This is a genomic window from Paenibacillus sp. USDA918EY (genome assembly GCF_009870825.1).
In the GTDB taxonomy this organism is placed as follows: Bacteria; Bacillota; Bacilli; order Paenibacillales; family Paenibacillaceae; genus Paenibacillus_AQ; species Paenibacillus_AQ albilobatus.
Genome location: NZ_WTWY01000017.1, coordinates 118,716 through 135,172, shown reverse-complemented (window position 1 = coordinate 135,172; position 16,457 = coordinate 118,716). Strand labels below are relative to the sequence as shown.

At 49.4% G+C, this 16,457-nt stretch carries 25 protein-coding genes and 1 pseudogene; 2 read left to right on the top strand and 24 right to left on the bottom strand.

From position 1 onward, the window contains the following. The 21 genes and pseudogenes from GQY55_RS25605 to GQY55_RS25510 form a co-directional block, all read right to left on the bottom strand. Positions 1 to 241: pseudogene (locus GQY55_RS25605) on the bottom strand (site-specific DNA-methyltransferase); the annotation flags it as partial. A gap of 54 nt (positions 242 to 295) precedes the next feature. Continuing rightward, entirely contained in the window at positions 296 to 1,105 is an 810-nt protein-coding gene (locus GQY55_RS25600) for a hypothetical protein (protein WP_201452235.1), read from the bottom strand. A gap of 13 nt (positions 1,106 to 1,118) precedes the next feature. Beyond that, positions 1,119 to 1,559, bottom strand: a complete 441-nt coding sequence (locus GQY55_RS25595; RefSeq protein ID WP_160044746.1) for a hypothetical protein — start codon at positions 1,557 to 1,559, stop codon at positions 1,119 to 1,121. 18 nt (positions 1,560 to 1,577) lie between these two features. Beyond that, positions 1,578 to 2,270, bottom strand: coding sequence for a hypothetical protein (locus GQY55_RS25590; RefSeq protein ID WP_160044745.1), 693 nt, complete (start codon positions 2,268 to 2,270; stop codon positions 1,578 to 1,580). Between the two features lie 100 nt (positions 2,271 to 2,370). Further along, complete coding sequence (locus tag GQY55_RS25585; RefSeq protein WP_160044744.1) at positions 2,371 to 2,628, bottom strand: hypothetical protein; 258 nt, start codon at positions 2,626 to 2,628, stop codon at positions 2,371 to 2,373. A gap of 12 nt (positions 2,629 to 2,640) precedes the next feature. Then, the gene (locus GQY55_RS25580) at positions 2,641 to 2,991 is read right to left on the bottom strand and encodes a hypothetical protein (protein ID WP_160044743.1); all 351 of its coding nucleotides are present in this window, start codon (positions 2,989 to 2,991) and stop codon (positions 2,641 to 2,643) included. After that, on the bottom strand, positions 2,963 to 4,333 hold the full coding sequence (locus GQY55_RS25575) for a replicative DNA helicase (protein WP_160044742.1): 1,371 nt from the start codon (positions 4,331 to 4,333) through the stop codon (positions 2,963 to 2,965). Before GQY55_RS25575 ends, GQY55_RS25580 begins: the two co-directional genes overlap by 29 nt. Beyond that, positions 4,323 to 4,577, bottom strand: a complete 255-nt coding sequence (locus GQY55_RS25570; protein WP_442953647.1) for a hypothetical protein — start codon at positions 4,575 to 4,577, stop codon at positions 4,323 to 4,325. The genes GQY55_RS25575 and GQY55_RS25570 overlap by 11 nt, the downstream gene beginning before the upstream one ends. Before the next feature lie 49 nt (positions 4,578 to 4,626). Continuing rightward, complete coding sequence (locus tag GQY55_RS25565) at positions 4,627 to 5,580, bottom strand: conserved phage C-terminal domain-containing protein (protein ID WP_160044740.1); 954 nt, start codon at positions 5,578 to 5,580, stop codon at positions 4,627 to 4,629. Positions 5,581 to 5,596: 16 nt separating this feature from the next. Beyond that, on the bottom strand, positions 5,597 to 6,118 hold the full coding sequence (locus GQY55_RS25560; protein ID WP_160044739.1) for a hypothetical protein: 522 nt from the start codon (positions 6,116 to 6,118) through the stop codon (positions 5,597 to 5,599). A 1-nt stretch (position 6,119) separates the two neighbouring features. Beyond that, complete coding sequence (locus GQY55_RS25555; RefSeq protein WP_036713219.1) at positions 6,120 to 6,872, bottom strand: MBL fold metallo-hydrolase; 753 nt, start codon at positions 6,870 to 6,872, stop codon at positions 6,120 to 6,122. Beyond that, on the bottom strand, positions 6,862 to 7,137 hold the full coding sequence (locus tag GQY55_RS25550; RefSeq protein ID WP_036713217.1) for a hypothetical protein: 276 nt from the start codon (positions 7,135 to 7,137) through the stop codon (positions 6,862 to 6,864). The genes GQY55_RS25555 and GQY55_RS25550 overlap by 11 nt, the downstream gene beginning before the upstream one ends. Next, on the bottom strand, positions 7,134 to 7,358 hold the full coding sequence (locus GQY55_RS25545) for a hypothetical protein (RefSeq protein ID WP_236575854.1): 225 nt from the start codon (positions 7,356 to 7,358) through the stop codon (positions 7,134 to 7,136). Before GQY55_RS25545 ends, GQY55_RS25550 begins: the two co-directional genes overlap by 4 nt. A gap of 142 nt (positions 7,359 to 7,500) precedes the next feature. Further along, on the bottom strand, positions 7,501 to 8,433 hold the full coding sequence (locus GQY55_RS25540) for a RecT family recombinase (RefSeq protein ID WP_160044738.1): 933 nt from the start codon (positions 8,431 to 8,433) through the stop codon (positions 7,501 to 7,503). A gap of 14 nt (positions 8,434 to 8,447) precedes the next feature. Continuing rightward, the gene (locus tag GQY55_RS31125) at positions 8,448 to 8,600 is read right to left on the bottom strand and encodes a DUF6906 family protein (protein WP_201452234.1); all 153 of its coding nucleotides are present in this window, start codon (positions 8,598 to 8,600) and stop codon (positions 8,448 to 8,450) included. Beyond that, positions 8,597 to 10,174 (bottom strand): AAA family ATPase, encoded by a 1,578-nt coding sequence (locus GQY55_RS25535; protein ID WP_160044737.1) that lies wholly within the window; start codon positions 10,172 to 10,174, stop codon positions 8,597 to 8,599. The genes GQY55_RS31125 and GQY55_RS25535 overlap by 4 nt, the downstream gene beginning before the upstream one ends. 122 nt (positions 10,175 to 10,296) lie before the next feature. Continuing rightward, positions 10,297 to 10,506, bottom strand: a complete 210-nt coding sequence (locus GQY55_RS25530) for a hypothetical protein (RefSeq protein WP_160044736.1) — start codon at positions 10,504 to 10,506, stop codon at positions 10,297 to 10,299. A 163-nt stretch (positions 10,507 to 10,669) separates the two neighbouring features. After that, positions 10,670 to 10,855 (bottom strand): hypothetical protein, encoded by a 186-nt coding sequence (locus GQY55_RS25525; protein WP_160044735.1) that lies wholly within the window; start codon positions 10,853 to 10,855, stop codon positions 10,670 to 10,672. A gap of 15 nt (positions 10,856 to 10,870) precedes the next feature. Further along, positions 10,871 to 11,659, bottom strand: coding sequence for a phage antirepressor KilAC domain-containing protein (locus GQY55_RS25520; protein ID WP_160044734.1), 789 nt, complete (start codon positions 11,657 to 11,659; stop codon positions 10,871 to 10,873). Between the two features lie 99 nt (positions 11,660 to 11,758). Then, the gene (locus GQY55_RS25515; protein ID WP_160044733.1) at positions 11,759 to 11,917 is read right to left on the bottom strand and encodes a hypothetical protein; all 159 of its coding nucleotides are present in this window, start codon (positions 11,915 to 11,917) and stop codon (positions 11,759 to 11,761) included. 132 nt (positions 11,918 to 12,049) lie between these two features. Continuing rightward, positions 12,050 to 12,283 (bottom strand): helix-turn-helix domain-containing protein, encoded by a 234-nt coding sequence (locus tag GQY55_RS25510; RefSeq protein ID WP_160044732.1) that lies wholly within the window; start codon positions 12,281 to 12,283, stop codon positions 12,050 to 12,052. A gap of 101 nt (positions 12,284 to 12,384) precedes the next feature. Here GQY55_RS25510 and GQY55_RS25505 point away from each other — a divergent pair, with 101 nt between their 5' ends. Continuing rightward, positions 12,385 to 13,122 carry a helix-turn-helix domain-containing protein gene (locus GQY55_RS25505; RefSeq protein WP_160044731.1) on the top strand — a complete coding sequence of 246 codons (738 nt, stop codon included), beginning with the start codon at positions 12,385 to 12,387 and terminating at the stop codon, positions 13,120 to 13,122. A 203-nt stretch (positions 13,123 to 13,325) separates the two neighbouring features. Beyond that, positions 13,326 to 13,571, top strand: coding sequence for a helix-turn-helix transcriptional regulator (locus GQY55_RS32165; RefSeq protein ID WP_160044730.1), 246 nt, complete (start codon positions 13,326 to 13,328; stop codon positions 13,569 to 13,571). 422 nt (positions 13,572 to 13,993) lie between these two features. Here the strand turns inward: GQY55_RS32165 and GQY55_RS25495 are convergent, their stop codons facing one another. From GQY55_RS25495 to GQY55_RS25485, 3 genes are read right to left on the bottom strand one after another with little or no spacing between them, the layout of a single operon-like run. After that, on the bottom strand, positions 13,994 to 14,539 hold the full coding sequence (locus GQY55_RS25495; RefSeq protein WP_160044729.1) for a hypothetical protein: 546 nt from the start codon (positions 14,537 to 14,539) through the stop codon (positions 13,994 to 13,996). 51 nt (positions 14,540 to 14,590) lie between these two features. Next, on the bottom strand, positions 14,591 to 15,193 hold the full coding sequence (locus tag GQY55_RS25490; protein ID WP_160044728.1) for a replication-relaxation family protein: 603 nt from the start codon (positions 15,191 to 15,193) through the stop codon (positions 14,591 to 14,593). Then, on the bottom strand, positions 15,190 to 16,410 hold the full coding sequence (locus GQY55_RS25485; protein ID WP_236575853.1) for an FtsK/SpoIIIE domain-containing protein: 1,221 nt from the start codon (positions 16,408 to 16,410) through the stop codon (positions 15,190 to 15,192). Before GQY55_RS25485 ends, GQY55_RS25490 begins: the two co-directional genes overlap by 4 nt. Positions 16,411 to 16,457: the final 47 nt, after the last annotated feature.

The window sequence follows — 16,457 nt, the reverse complement described above, 5'->3', positions numbered from 1 at the left end:
ACACCAAGACCATATGCGCGGTGAACATTTCCGGCGTAGGTTCCAGTCCGAGGCATCCTGTCCACTCGGGAACTGTCACTGGCGGCAGCCCAGGCATCGGCGTGTACGTCACCGCCGGCCAATATGTCGGGGATAGGCCATAGTCCCGCAGCCCCCAATATGGAGGGGAAGTCACGCAGGTGTGAAAGGATTCGGCCTCGAGCTGTGGCATGACTTCGATGCAGTTGCCTTGTATGATCATTCAATCCCTCTCCTTACCTAAAATCCTTGGCTCTCATCGACTATTAGCTTCGTGTTATACGCCGCACATTCCATCGCATTCATTCAAAAAGCCATCATCGAACATATCCATCTGATCTTCATTAAGATTAACTTGATCAAGCGGCCGGCAAGATTTATGCAAATACAGCTTGCCTTTCATACCTCTAAGGCCGTGCTGATGAATGACTCGTTCGAACTCTACAGCTTCCTTGAAGGCTTCAGGATCATTTCGCTTCATTTCTAGCCATGTTCGATCGGAGTGAAACGGGCACCCTATACATGCGCTTTTGGGAGGGACGTTATATCCATTTCTTGCGAGCCAGTTCATACAGTCAAGTCTGGACATTCCTTTTTCAATTAAAGGGTATCTGAGCACTTCCCAGGCATTGACTCCGGTTGTTTTGGCCCTGTATATCTCATCGCTGCTGATTCCCATCCACTTTGTAACCGACTTTGGTGGGATCCGCTGTCTCTTCTGATAGCCTAGTAATTCCCTAACCTTCTTGTTAACTGCCTCAATTTTGTATTCACCTGTGCAACCTCTCGGAATGATCGCTTTTTCTCCGTCATGCTCCACGTAAAATGGCATGTTTGCTGTCCTAGATTGGTTCCGAGAACCACTTATCAAATCATCATGGATGTTTCCTTTTGCTGTTCTTATCACCGGGATCCCAAGTTTGGTTGACTCTCTTTCGAGCCATTCCAAGTGTTCATAAGTTGCTTGCGGCTCCCACCCTGTGTCTGCGAATATTGCATAATCCGGTTTAGTTTCAAATTCGCCGTGGCCCGCCATAAGAAGTAGCGTCGTTGACTGAACACCAGCACCAAGGCTTAGAATGTTCAATGCACTTCCCTCCTCACTTCGAAATTTTCTGATCAAGCCTTAGCTCGATCGCCATCCGGCAGATATCTAATTTACTGCGGCCAAGAATTCGAGCAACTTCCGAGCGCTTCCCCCGGTATTTCGGATAATTTTTGAGCATCCATTCCTTCTCTTCAGGGCTTATCGATAAAGGAGGATCGGACGGGAATTCTACTTTTTGAAAGGTCACGATCCTCGATTCATCAGTAGCAAGAACATACTTTCCTCTGGCTACCTGCTCCAAAACATTCCGCTGCTTGAGCTTTTTTATAACCGAGTAGAAAGAGCTTATTTGCATGTCCAGTTTCGCAGCACCTTCTGCAATGCTTCCCTTCTCAAAATAGGCTTTCAGCACTTTACCATGCGCTCGTGTGATGTGTTCTGGTGCCATCAAACCGTCAATCCGCTCTTTAATTTCCGGGTCCAGTTTCGGCATTTAATTGGCTCCTTTCGATCAAAATAAGAACGGTTGTTCCGTCAAATGGGTGTGACTGCCCGCCGCCGCAGGCTTCCCTGGGCGTTTGTTCGGCTTTTTTGATTTCTTCTTCTTGGTTTTCTCGTACTCTTTGTATCCGGTCGGATCAATGATGGACCATATCACTTCACGCTGGTAATCCAACTTAAAATCATCCAGGGTTTTCTCACCACTTCGGACCCGATACACCGCCTCGCCGATCTTCGCTATGATATAGGCGTCCACCACGTCATGCCTTGGATTGCTGTATCCGAAATGCTCGAGGGCCGCCGCAGCCATCGCCTCTTTCTTTGCATCTCCTTCAAGTCGCTGCTTTGATCCTGGCTCTCCTATCCAGCCGCTTACGTTAACGAATTTCTTAACTGCATTGGGGGCAACTTCATCGTATTTCAGCCCTCTGCGCGTAATCATACTTTCTATGCCGCCGTGAATCTTAGCAGTTGTTATCAGCATCTTGTTACCGTTGGCAATGCCTTCTTTCATGACCACATCATCCGGCTTCAGTATGCTGTACACTTGATTTTCAAGCGACACCCTTTGTTCTTGGGTTATCCCGCCGGGAGCCGACTTCCCTTTGCCCTTGAGTACTACTTCCCTGATCGGATTCCCGTTGGCGCCCAGGATGACGACGCCGGTATTTGTCGCGGGGTCAATTCCAATAAAACGTGTCATGCTCTAACCCCTTTTATCGCCGCTTTTCAAGAAGATTGCCGTTATCTCCCCGCGTATCTCATAATTGTTTTTCAAGTTGATACACTCCCTTTTGTATCAATCAATGCGAAACTTTCCTCTTTCCGTTGCTCCCATACTTCTGATTTTCTTCCTCCGCAACCTCATTCCAGAGCCGGGCAAATTCTTGCTCGATGTATTCCCGCGCCATGTCATGGGGGATGTACAAGGCAGAGAATTCGGACATCATCCGCCGGGTCATATAGTCCAGCTCTCGGAGCTTTTCTTTGTAAAGCCAGCGAAATGAATTCCATGTGTGCTTCATTTCCCGCTCGCAATTCTTCCGTGTTTTTGGGAGCATCGCACTGCCCTCCTAATCCAGCCAGTCGGACGTGATCCTCTTGGCCGGGCGTTCTTTCGGCTTGTCCGGTTCCGGCGGCGGCGCCGTCGCTCCTGCCTTATCTTCCTGCTTCAGAGGCCCGAACTCCTGCCACTCATATCCGATTTGCTTGTAAATCTCCCGCAGGAACGGGTCCCGCTGCACAAGCTGCCCGCGCCGATATCGTTGCATCAGGTCCGTCGTCCGATCATATACCGCCATCATTCGCCTGCGCTCCTCCGCGGACATGTCGTTCAGAGGATCATCCAGCTTTGCGGCCATATCCAATACGGCGACGCGGGCCTTCTCGTATTGCTCATCGTTTTGAATTACCTTTCCGCTCAAGCTCTTTCACCTTCTCTGCGAGTTCCGCCTTTTGTTCTGGGGTTAGGTTGATAAAGCGTCCCGTATCACTCTGGAACACCATTTCAAAGGTACCTGTTCCGATATCCCGGCCTTTGGCGACGATCAATTCAACTATTCCCTTCTTGATCGTGTCAGCATTGTAGTATTCATCTCGATAAAGGAACACCACCACATCCGCGTCGCTCTCGATATCCCCGGATTCACGCAGGTCAGACATCAGCGGACGCTTGTCTGGGCGTTTTTCACAGTCCCGGCCGACTGCCGATATGGCGACAACGCACACGTTCAATTCCCGGGCAATGCCTTTCAAGACTTTGGTGATGTACCCGATCCGCTCGTGATTCTGTTTGAATTTCCGTTCCGTATTAAGAAACTGCAGGTAGTCCACATAAACGACCAGTTTAGGGTGCTTCTTTTTGAGCTGCTTAACCTGATGCCGCACGTATTCGACTGTGGCGCCCGGGGTGTCATCAATGTATAGATCCCGGCTGGCTATGATTTCGACCGCTTTGCTGTAGGAGTCCCAATCGTTATCCGACATCTTTCCAGATTTAATTTTTTTATTCTTGATGCCGCCAATGGTGGATATCAGACGTTCAACCATCTTCAAGGCTCCCATTTCAAGGGAGAAGATCACTGCAGCCCAGCCGTCCTTTGTTACAGCGTTCATATCGTTCAGGATGTACTGCGTTTTCCCCATACTCGGTCGGGCCGCGTACACTTCCAGGTCCCCTGGTTGATGCCCGCCGCTCATTTGGCTGATGTCATCGTTGGCAGTCTTGGCACCGGTAACCCCCATACTTTGGGCGCGCTTCATGATCGTTTGCCCGTGGCCCTCCAGGATCGAGGCCATATGAACGGGTCCGGTACCTTCCTTCCCCCGCTGCAGCTCCGCCAGCTCATTCATTTTGAGACGGAGTTCTGACAGGTCGCCTCCGCCGGTGGCCGCGATCTGGCGACCGACCTCTTGGATTTCCCGCTGTATCCGGTCAGCCCGGACGCTTTGCTGGAAATGCCCGAAGCTCGCTGTGCTTGGAACCGAATCACGGAGAGCCATCAGCCTTGTAATGCCGCCTATACGCTGTAGACGTTCGCCCCACTTGGTGACCAGTAACACTGGATCAAAAGGCTCCTTCTCCCCTTCGAAATGCTCCTTTGCGTACTGGAGGACTTTGAACAGGGTCCGGTTGTCCTCATAATCGCTGAAGTCGTCCGGGGAAAGATAACACTCGTCCATCAGTTCATGGTCCCTCAACAGGGCGCCCAGTACGGCACGCTCCGCCTCCAGATTTACTTTTTGCGGGATAGATTCATGATTCATCCTGATTCACCCGCAGGCCGGCGAAGACTTGTTCCAGACGCCGGGCGATATGTTCCGGCATCGGCTTTACCTCTTCCCTTTCGTGGTACTCCTTAAGCTCAAGCTCCTGCCTCTCGTTCTCTAGGCGTTGTATTTCATAGATGGATAAGGGCTGATTCTGCTCTGCTCGTATCAAATCGGCTGGCGTCGGCGGGAAACGGTTTGTCCGGAAGTGCTCCATCAGGTTTACCTGTGCTTGTTCCACCGAAGTCTCCTGGAGCACTGCATGCCAAACGTCTATCTTGATCGGGTCTTCAACCTCGAAATTCTGGTAAACGTTCGTTATGAGCTTCATGAGTGATATCACGTCTTTCCGCTCCAAACCGCCCACCTTCCTTTCTCATTTCCTGATCCAATATCGAATTGGTCCGCTGTGATTTGGAAGAATATCCGCCGCCGGGATCTTGCCGTAAAACAACATCAAGCTGCTGAGCAAGGTATTTCGGAAATTTGATTTGACGAAAAAGGGTGTCATAATCCAGATACTTTTCGCGTGGCGTGCCGATCCACTCAGCGCATTTAACATCGATTACGTGGATACAATCCTCCTTGGTGTACCCCTCGTTCAAACGGGCGATGATGTTTTTCATCGTTCCTTTAGTTGCTCGGTATCTCTTGCCTGTTTTCAGGTTGAGATATTCGATCAACTCTTTGGCAGTGGTTTCGTGATTAATCGCCATATTATTAAAACATTCTCCTTTGTAACCTTCTTCTTTAATACCTTCTTCTTTCTGTGGTCGCTCTGCTGGTCGCTGTGCTGGTCGCTCTTCAAAATCCTGCTGGTCGCCATGGGCCTCAAACCCTTGTCCCGTAAGGGTTTCTGCTGGTCGCTTTTCCGATTTCTGCTGGTCGCTGTGCTGGTCATTGTGCTGGTCACTTTTTTGGTTCATTTCAGGCACATATTCGAATGAATAAATGGTGAATTTGCTGTACTTGGAGACTTGTTTTATGAACCCTTCGTCGACCAGTTTCTTAATCAACGTCCGGAGCCGGCGCTCGGAAATATCCATCCGGGTGCTCCAAGACGACCTGCCGAATATGAACTCCCTTTGATTGATTGTGACCTCCTGCCCGTCGATCACGCGCGTTTCTGGCTTATCTGAATAACGGGCGAGGAAGTACATCTCACAAAATACGTTCCAGTAATCTTTATCACGCCTGAGCCAGTGATTCTGCAGCTCCCTTCCAATCGGGATAAACCCGCTCATACCTCCTCACCAACGTTCAGGATGATTTCAATAATTCGATGATTCCGTCGGCCAGCTCGTACAATTCAGCGTCGGTTACGTCACCGGGATCGCCGTACCACTTCTCAATGAACTGCTTTACCTTGTCCCGCGGCTCCGGCTCGATGGTGTAGCCGTTGACCAGAGCCGATACAAACTCCCAGCCATTGTTTGCCGCGTATGATCTAACAGCTTGCAAGCGTCCATAGTTTGGGAGGGCTGATAACATCAGGCGAATGATCTGATCAACGTCGTGCCCGTCATCCTTGAAACTCTCGAGAGCCAAGCCCACTTCCCGCGGCAGCTCCACCTTCTGCTCGTCCACCGTCCGCTCGATCTGCTGCAGGAGCATTGCCTTTTCTTCCTCAAGCTTCTTGATTGTCTTCCCGTGCTTCATGACATCCGTTAATGCCTCGTCAAGCTGACCTCTGTACAATTCGACCTGCTGGATGGCCGCTTCCTTAAGGTCCTCAAGACGCTTATATTCCTCGGCCGTATATACATTTTTGTAAGGTTCCACGTTATACCACCTCGATCGTGTAATGTTTTCCTGCTTCGAATCCCCGCTGCCGGAGCGCCGCCTTCACGGTCATTTCCGCCAGCTGTGGATTGTTGTTCTCTCCTGACAAGTGAGTCAGGTATATTTGCTCGCCGCGGCCCCGGATGACTTGCTGCAGGGCCGCTGCCGTTTGCTCGTTGCTTAGATGTCCGATGTCGGAAAGAATGCGGGCTTTGACGCTCTCCGGCCGGCTGCACAGCGGCACCAAATCCGGATCGTGGTTTGCCTCGATGATGATGATCTGGCCCTCCATCATGTCGATGATGTCCTGATCGACGTGGCCCGTGTCGAGAACGATGCAGCATCGGCCGCCGTTGTCGTCCTCCACCGCGTACCCGACCGGCTCCATGGCGTCGTGGTGGACCTTGAATGGGTAAACGTGCATCCTGCCAAGCTCGATCATTTCGTATTTGCTGAACCTGGTTTCTGCCGTCCGCCGCAGGTCCTCGTCTACGCCGGATATTTTGTGCCACTCTCCATGAGTCGCGTACACCGGAATCCGGAATTTATTAGCCAGCGGAAGCCCGCAAACATGGTCCTTATGTGCATGCGTGACGCAGATCGCCGATATATGATCCGGCCGGATGCCCGCGGCCAGCAGCCGCTTTTCGATTTTCGTTTTCGGGATGCCGGCATCGATCAGGATGATCTGTTCCCCGGATGTCACCGCGATGCAGTTGCCGGACGATCCGGATGCGAGGATGTCAACTTTCATCAGGAATCTCTCTCCAGTGCTCGTTCTCTTCCCGAATATCATTTTCTGAGAGCATCATCGCAAAATTCGCAATATTGGCGCACCGCCGGCGATATTCGTCATGAGAGGAACACCGCATCAGTTTACGAAAATTCTTCTCCAGTTCATTTCTTAGAAATTGATTGGTGTAGTTCTCCCAGCCACCTTTGTGCTCATTCGCCTGCAATTGTTTCTCCATTTGCTTCGAGAACTCGGCCACCTCCGGCCGTGGAATAATTTCAGTCATATCGCACGCTCCCTCATTGTTCTTTCCCGCCATTCCTTGTCAAAGGTGCATCCCTTGGCGGGCCACTCGTAATGCCGGCGCCCGAGGACAAATGATACAAACAGCCCCGTCTCCCGCTCGTAATACACGCCGTTCAGCACTTCCCCGGCCGGGGCCGGAGGGTTGTCCAGGTCAGCGCCGCCGAACAGATCCAACTGCCGGGGCTTTCTTTCGTCTTTCAAGCAGGTCCCCCTCCAGTTCACGTTTGCAGGTCCCGCAGACCCGCAGATTGAAGAATATTTCGTCTCTACCAGGGTTTATTTCATTGCCGCATACCTGACAGTCAGGACGACGCTCGTAGATTTCGACCGCCTTCTGCATGGCTTACAAAGGCAGTTCGTCGTTCAGTGCTGCCTGTTTTTCTTGGATTTGCAGGTCCATGATTTTGAGGTAGGACATGATTTCTGCGATGGTCGGTCTATCACCCTTTACTTTGAAATACTTTGCCATATGCGCGTCTCGGTCCGCCTTATTCACAAGGCCGAGTTTCGCGAAGTTCTGCTTCATTTGGGCCTTGAGGGCGTTGATTTTGGCTTCCTCGTCCTCCTCAGCCTGACTTCCGTTCGGCTGATCCGATGATGGTGTGGATTGGGTGTTTGCTGCGGTCGTAGCCTGGTTCACCTCGTTCGTGATGTCCTTTCGTTCGAAACTGGAAGCAGCCGGTGCAGGTGGGTGCTCCAATTCTTCGTTGCCAAAATCCAAACCGTATTGCTTCTTGAGCGCGCGCTGCTCGGCGTGCTTCCCGATCATATCCGGTTCCCATTTATTCCAGTTATCCTTGTTCTGCCCCGTATACATGTGGGCGATATGCTCTTTGTCCACGAAAACAGTAACCGGACGGTATCCATCTCGATAAGCGATTGAGTAGGCTCCGACGATGGCCCCTCGTGGGAAAGTAACTTCGTGTTCAATTACCTCCCATTCGTCCTCACCCTTATCGTTTTTGAATTTACGAGCTTTAAAAGTGTCGTTCGCGCAGACGGTCTGCGTATCCGGCGGCTGGAACCCTTCCTTTTCGCGGGCTTTTGCGAGGTAGGCCTCAGCCGCGAACTGGATGCGGGCCTGATTTCCATATTTAATAAAGAAGATTTCGTTTTTGAATGGGTCCAGACGGTATGATGCTGCTTTATGAGCAAAGAGAAGGAATTCCGGATCCGTTGCAGTCGGGCAAAGGGATGTGCGGATTACGTCCAATACCTCTGCCGGGAATGCTTCTTTGATTTCTGGGGTAAGAATGATTTGCGTATTATTTGCCATGGGCTTTATGCCTCCTATAAGAAAATGATTTTAGTACGATTCAAATTTCGATGGACCAGATGCAGCCTGTCCGGCTCCGCCTTATATACCAACCAGTTTTCCTGATTTAAGCCCGCCGCCTGGATCGCCTTCTTTTGCTTAAGGGTAGGGTTCTTTCCGTTTTTCACCGAACCGCCACCTCCGTTTCGATTTTGAGCTCCTGATCATAAACCGCCCGCGCGGTGATCAACTGATCGTATACAGCAATCTTGCCAGTATACTCGCCGATGCCGTCGATAAAGGTAGGCACGATCAAGTCGGATTGTTTATGAAGCACCTCGATCAGCTCCAGCCCAGCAGCGATCTTCTCGCCCGTTGACAGGGTCGCATAATCTTTTCCGTCCATCTGGATCGAAAAGTCGGGCTCGTATTCGCCGCTGGTCTTGACGAATTTGAAGAGCCTGATTTTCAGTCTGGTGAAAAGCGACTGGACCTTAGCGGCCTGCAGTTCCGCTTCCTTGGCGCGGTATGCCTTGATCGCGTCGAGGATAAAGATGGATTCTTTCAGGCTTGCAAGCGTGTCGGCCTCGGCTTGCTTGGCGGCCGCGACTTCATCCTGCAGGCGCTGGCGGTTGGCTTGCGCGTGAATCAAATCCTCAAGCTCATCACGCTTCTGCTCCAGCTTCCGCATTTCATTCCAAAGTTCGGATATATCTACCTCTTCAAAAGAAGCAAGATCAGCTACCAGTTCATTGTGTTTGTTGACCAAATCGGCGTGTTCCTCACGAAGTTCCGCCTTCCGACGTTCCTTGTTGTCGGTGACTGCCTTGACCGCTTCCTCGTCCAGCGGACGTTTACAGGCAGGGCAAGTGTCTTCGATCGGTTCGTTGTAAACCTTCATGTATCGAGCCTTCGCAGATTCTACCTGCTCTCGCGCAGCGGTGATCGCCGACTGCAATGCTGCTCTATTTGCATTGACCTCCTTGGCTGCCTCGATCTGCTCAAAAATTTTCTGAACACGATCCTTTAATGCAGCGGATTCATTTTCCATATCTTCCGTGGCATTCACGGCGTCCGGCAGGCGATCAAGCTGCTCCTGCAGTGTCTTGGTCCGGCTCTGTGCGGCGATATGCTGTTTCTCAAGCTTCGACTTTTGCCCGCCAGTCCCGCCGTGAATCTTTTGCAGATCGTCCAGCGAATGCTTTTTCATGAGCTCGTCCAGCTTGGCTGCGGCCGGGTTCAACTTGATGTCCTTCAGCTTCTGATCCGGGCTTGTCCGGCTCATTTCGGCCAAAACCTCGGCCTTTGCCGGCGGAATGGAGTATTTCATAATCTGTTCCCGCTGCTTTGTATAATGTTGGCTAAAGAAGAATCCCGGATTGTACATTGAAAGGAAGTCCTCTTTGTCGAACAGATCAGCCACCGCTCCTTTGAATTTGGTTGCCGTCGTCGGTACTCCATTGATCACATATACCGCATCCCCGCCATCAATGCCGCGTTCAAATGTCATCTCCTCCCCGTCAGCACTTAATGTGAGACGAGCCCGGACAACATCGAATTCGTATGTTGTTGGTGATGGGTTGAAGGTTTTACCGAAAAGATCGGTTCCGAATAACGTCCATACTGGGGCAGTTCCAATTGTTGACTTACCTTTGCCGTTCTTCGCGGACAGCTTCGTTATGTCGCCATATTCAACGACTTGCTTCTTGACTCCGGCGAAGTTCTCAATTTCCAACCGGATGAATCGAATATGCTTTGCCATTTGCAAGCCTCGCTTTCCGTGTTAATATGGGTTTGGGATAATTGCTTTGTCCGCTCTCTATGGGCGGATATTTTTCGTTTTTGGGGCAGTAAACCCCGATTTTGGCAAAAAAATAATAAGGGTCATGAATTTTCGCCCTCGGCCAGGTCCTCCAGATCGTCCCGAATTTCCTCGATGTCGGTGATCAAATCATCCAGACCTGTGTATGCAAATGTGGATAAAGTATCCAAAATGCTATGTGTACTGTTGAAGCGATCAGATAGATCGTGCTGGAGCTTATAAAGCTTCTGGATGACTGCTTCCGCTTTGGCTTTGATTTCTTCTGGCGTCAATGTGTTCGCCTCCCGTTATTCGTTTTCGCAATCTTCGCATTTCCGCGGATAACCCGGTATTTCGCCGTCAATGAATGATCCGCATACCTCGCAAAGAGTTCCGTCAAGCATCGCTTCTGCCATATCTCCCATCTTCGGTTCACCCCCTTTCGTGGAGTCTACTTCATGCCGGCGCCGCTTCCCGTGTCTGGATCAGATCGCCATCACCCCACGTCCCCGTCAACTCGCGGCGGTATTTGCGGTATTCAGCGCGGGCGTCCAGCGCTTCGATGTACTTGTGCTCTGCCAGCAGGCGGCGCTCCTTTTGTAGAGCGAGGGCCATCTTGCGGCGGATTTCGTTCGGATTCAAACTTGCTGCTCCTTTCTATGCCGTTTGTTTTTCCAACAATAAGCGGAACGTCTCGCGCCCCTTTGGAGTGACCAGCGTTTGGGTCCCTGCTTTGTCACCGCGGCCCCATTCCTTAATTTCGAACAAGTCAGGAACATGCTGGGCGTAAGGTTGAAGCTTTCCTTTGGCATCCCGATAAACATACCTGCGATCGAGCAACCATCCGATGAATTCACGTTCCTTGATTTTCAGTTCCTTGGCCGTTTCGCGGAAACTTGTTAACAGATTACGCTCTACCAAGTTGTCGAAATATTCGGCTTTGGGCTGCATGATTGCAATCTGTTCATTTGCCTTACGGACCGTCTCAAGAGTGAGCCGGAACATCATTTGCGTTTGCTCATCCGCATGCGGCAAATATGTTTGAATGAATAGGTCGTCGTTTGCCACGTAACCGCCGGTGCGTCGGATCGTCGGGAGGACTTCGCTTGTGACCCAACGTTTATATGCCTTGGCTTTGGCTTGAATTTCAGGGTTGTTGCCTTGCTTTGCGGCGCCAAAGATCAAACTGTATAGGCCAGATTCATTGATGAATTTTTTGTTTACCTGTTGAACAGCATCAGAACCATCAGCCTTTTTCCCTGTGATTACCCCTACTGTATGGACCGTGCAGTCCTCTTCTTCTACATGATGATCGATTGCCTTATGTGGATTTGAAAACTTTAATGCTGCGGCAGCTTCTGTTGCCCCGAACCACTCCACGCCACTTACTACCAGTACCGGCAATTCGCCAAACATATCATTTTTGAAAACTTGTTGTTTGTTCATTTCGTTCCTTCCTTTCTTTCAGTTCCGCCACCAGCCAGAGCCGGAATGCGAACCAGATATTAAATGCGACGACCAATGACATGATCAGCAGGAACGTCCTCATTTCCGTGGTTTGATGCCGGTATCGCGTTCGATCGCGGCAATCTCCATCCGGACAAAGTCTTCAACTGCTGGATCGATAAGACCGCTATCGAGAAATCGGTGAAGGTTGTTGTAGTGCTCAACCACCTCGGCCGAAACGGTGTTGATTTCAGACATGAACGCTTCCCTCCAAATTAACGATAATTTAATTATCACTCATGACATACCGAAGTTAATTGAGAACAAAAGTTCTCTCATTGCGTTACTGATAGTAACGCTATATAATACCAATGTGGTTTTAAACATACATCATGAATTTTTTTTAAAGATGTCGGGGAACACTGTATAGACATCGGATTTAAGCGCATGGCATATTGCATTGGCCATTCTTGAACTCGGATCATTAATGCCACGCTCGATAAATCGAATATGGTTCTCAGTACAGCCGATCTTCATTGCTAAATCGTGCTGGCTTAGGTTAAGTTTTTTTCTCAGCACTTTCATTTGATCGCGTCGAGTTATGTTTTTTTGTGCGACATTCATATTATCACCTCGCTTTGTAGTTACAATTTATCACGATAATTTAATTGTCGCAAATTAGAATAACGTTGTTTTTAATAGCGAAATGGAGGTATTTAAAGGAAATGTCAGTTTTGTCGGAAAGAATAAAAGAATTGAGGAATAAACGAGGTTATACGCAAGATCAGTTAGCTGAAATGCTAAATATGAAAAGGGCAAATTTTTCAAGTTATGAAACCGGTAGAACTATCCCGCCAAGTGATACATTGGGAGAGCTCGCAAATTTGCTGAACACAACAACGGAATATTTACTTGGACATACGGATAATCCCTTTCCAGTTGACGAATCACTCATGAAGGCTGCCGCAATATTATACAATCAACTCAATGAATCGATATCGTACTTTGTGTTGTTGTGTGAGGGGGATTTTGTTTTCTCCAAGAAACTACAGAATGATGTTATGAATGCTATTAATCAAGCTGCTGAAGAATCGAATGAGAAATTTAATATCAATTTCAAAGGTATTGCAGACAGAAACGGACTAATAGACTATACGGGTTTATTATCAGAATTGGATTTAGATCAACGGTCAAATGACTTTAAACTGGTATTACTCGAGAAGATTAAAGAAGTAGCTATTAAATATCACCTTTGGGAAGATCCAAGGGAATTCCCGATAAAAGAAAGCCCTTCCTCATACGTGGTTGAGAAAGAGCTTTTTGATAAATCTATAGAATTATCTGATGAGGAAATTAAAGAAAAATTCGAGTTCAAGATTGACGGTAGGGAACTGACTGAGGAGGAGTACAATCGGATGATCGCTGCTGTTCGTTTCGAACGCCAGTTCCGCGATCATAAATAATGCGACTTAGAAATCTTGAGTCTTTTCCCATAACAAGCGATAGTTTCGTTAGATCAACAACTTCTTTTCGAATAAGTCATCACTCCTGTTGTAGTTTTCTTGCTCAGGGCCTTCGGTTAATCTTAAACTATCACATCCTATGTAATTTCAGGACGGATTTACGAACAAATTATGTCTAAAATTCGTAAGGAAAGGAGTTCAGGATGACCCTCCAGCTTGGGGAATGTCTCCTGCTGGAACGACTTAAAGAGAAAGGCATATCACAGGCCGAATTCGCTCGACGAATGGGAATTACCCGACAGTATGTAAACAAGCTGATTCATAGGGAACGAACCATGTCAATTGAATTCGCGATTAATGCCGCTAATGTACTTGGGATACCTGTTCAAGAATTTAGAATCGACTACTTTTACAGGATCAAAGTCGTTCGCAGAGGAGTGGAAGCGTAGTTACGACTACCTCCCCTCGGACAGAGTGTCAACCAATTGGACTACAAACTATTGTACCCCCTTCCACACATTTCCGGTGTCGCATAGTGTCGAAATACATACTTGTAAAATCATCCAGTTTCACCACCTTTCAAGAACGCAAAAAGGCCGTCGCAGATTCAAAGAATGATATCACCCATCAAAACACCCTAATGTAGTTACTATAGTAACCACAAAGAACGTTTTTTTAAAAGTGATCGTGTTACTTCATTCTTTGAACTGCGACGGCCATAATCCATTACTCGGAAGATTAAACCGCCTTACCTACTTATACAGTTCATTTGGATCAGGCTTCCGTTTCCCCAATACCTGCACTAAGGAGAAACTCATAAATCAAATCTGATTGAATCCTAGCATGGGATAAGATTCTTTGTCAATCCATTTTAATCTCCGTACTTTGCCGCACGCTGATCTGAAAGGATAATCAGCGATGTATATCCGTTGTCGTCGAAATTATAAGATAATACAAAGTTTTCTTCCAACTCTTCGGTGCTTTTCCTCTCCAATTTCTCTCTTTCAGTTACAAACGATTTACTTGATGTATCGTAAAAATACGACAGAGGTTTATCTGAAGCAGCCTTTGCGTCCACGATCTTCTCGACCTTATCTCGAAGTGTGCCAATCTCAATTTTGTTCAATGTCTGGTAGACGCCTTTTGATTCCTCAGATAATGCAATGGATGAAATTTTGCCATCGCGATATCGGACTGTTACTCCTGAATCGTATTCGAATCCGTCATAATCATTCTTCTCACCTTTACCTAGTACATCTTCGGCTTTTGCTCTACTCATCCCAAGAGTGATTTTTTGCTTCTCGTCATCAATTTTCATAATGCCGACGTCTTCTAAAGATAATTTTCCGCCCCCGCTACACCCGCTCAAAATAACGATCAGAACCACCAGCACCAAAGCACAGTTTTTCACTTGCATCCCCCTTGATTACTACCATTTTCCTAAAGTTTACCATGGTTGATACATTGATCAAGTCCTAATTCGTTTGACCATCTCATCTACCGTACTCTGATATATTCGATAAGGGCGCCCCTCAACCTTGTAGCGTCCGGCCCCCACGATCCATAGGTACGGGAACACTTTCTTACTGGCCGGCTGCCACGCTTCCTTTTCCCACGCCCCGCTCAGAAAGTATTTTTCGTATCGGTTCAATTTTTCGGCCATGACACGTTCAGTATAATGCGTTCGCTGGATCTCGACATACCACGGCGCCCCTTTCCATATTACGAATGCGTCCGGCTCCGGCAGCCCCTTCCCGCCCAGCTTCGGCTCGACCTGAAACGTCCTGGGCTCCTCGATCCGGCGGAGCTGCTTGTAAAAGTCGGCAATGGCTAGAAAATGATTGATCTTCTGAGAATCCGGCTTGATCGTGTGCTCGGCCGGGAAGTAGACGTATTTCCGCCGATCGGTGGAGCATTTAACCAGGCCATCCCGCCGCAGCCGCTTGAGGACCATGTTGGTATGTGTGATCGGGTGTTTGGTATGGGCAAAATGTAAGTCTGCGATGTCGTCCCGGGACAAGCACCGAAAACGCTCCAGATCGGCCACAATGGCTTTGTCACGTGCATTCAAAGTAAACCCACCTCCACGGTATTATCAGCCTCAAATTCGGGCGTTTGGGCAGCCTCCGCCGCATCTGCATCGCTATCCTCGACCGTGATAGCCCTACGATATGGAGCAAGCATCTCGTAGGCATCTTTTAGGTCGAGATACGGTCCCTGGACGTACCGGCAGCCGTCGAGCTTAAAGACCATCCGCCCCTTTTCGCTCTGCTTGATTGCAGCGGCCTCGCCGCTGTCGATCGTAATCCGGGAATTGATCTCGTCAGCATGCCGGAACGCCATCCGGACCGTTAGGTTGTTTTTGAGTTTGCCGCCCAATACATCGGCATCCGGGCGCTGCATGGACAAGATGAGAAACACGCCCAGGGCGCGGCCGATCGTGCTGATCTCCTCAATGCCGTCCATGACATCCCGTTCTTTCTTGAGCAACGCCACCTCATCCACGGCGAGCAGGATATACGGCGGACGGTCCCATTCCGGCAGATCATCGACATGGGCAACTTCATGCCGATCCAGTAGGTCGCCGCGCTTGCGCAGCTCCCGCCGCAGCTTAAGGACAATCTTATGCAGCCCGGCCGAATCCACTACGACATCCCGGGCGATCCCGCGGAATAAATGGAATTCTGAACGCTTCATGTCGGCGCAATACAGCTCGAGCTCCGGCACGGACCGGATTAACGTCGTCAGTACGGACCGCAGCGCCACAGATTTCCCGCTGCCGGTCTCCCCGGCGATAAGCAGGTGGGGATAGTCAACCATATCGTAAGCCACGTCACCAGACCGGCTACGGCCGACGTAGATAGGCAGGCGGAGCTTTCCGATACATCCATCCACCTGATCGCAATCGTATCCAAACGGCGCCACAGACGTGCTGTACACCTGCATTACAAACGTCTTTGAGTCCTCGCCGCAGGTTAACTCCGCGCCGGGCCCGAACATCTGTCGAAATAGCCACTCGTGTTTCTTGATCAATTCCGGATCCATACCCAGCGGAACCACAAAGGCCGCTTCCGTCCGATCGAAATATCGCGTAACCCGCTTAATCCGGGGGTACTCCCGGAGCTCCCGTCCCTTGTATCCGATGATCTTGTAGTACAGGTTTCCAAAACGGAAAAGGTGCATCAGCTTCCGCCGGATAACGTGCTCCGGCATCCCCCGCCAGACAAACCACGCGGCCGCGGCGCTACCATTCGCGTCGCTCCTAACATTTTGGAAATTTCTTGTCATATCAACGGTTTAGGCCCGTATTACACATGCAGCAATACTTATGCAAT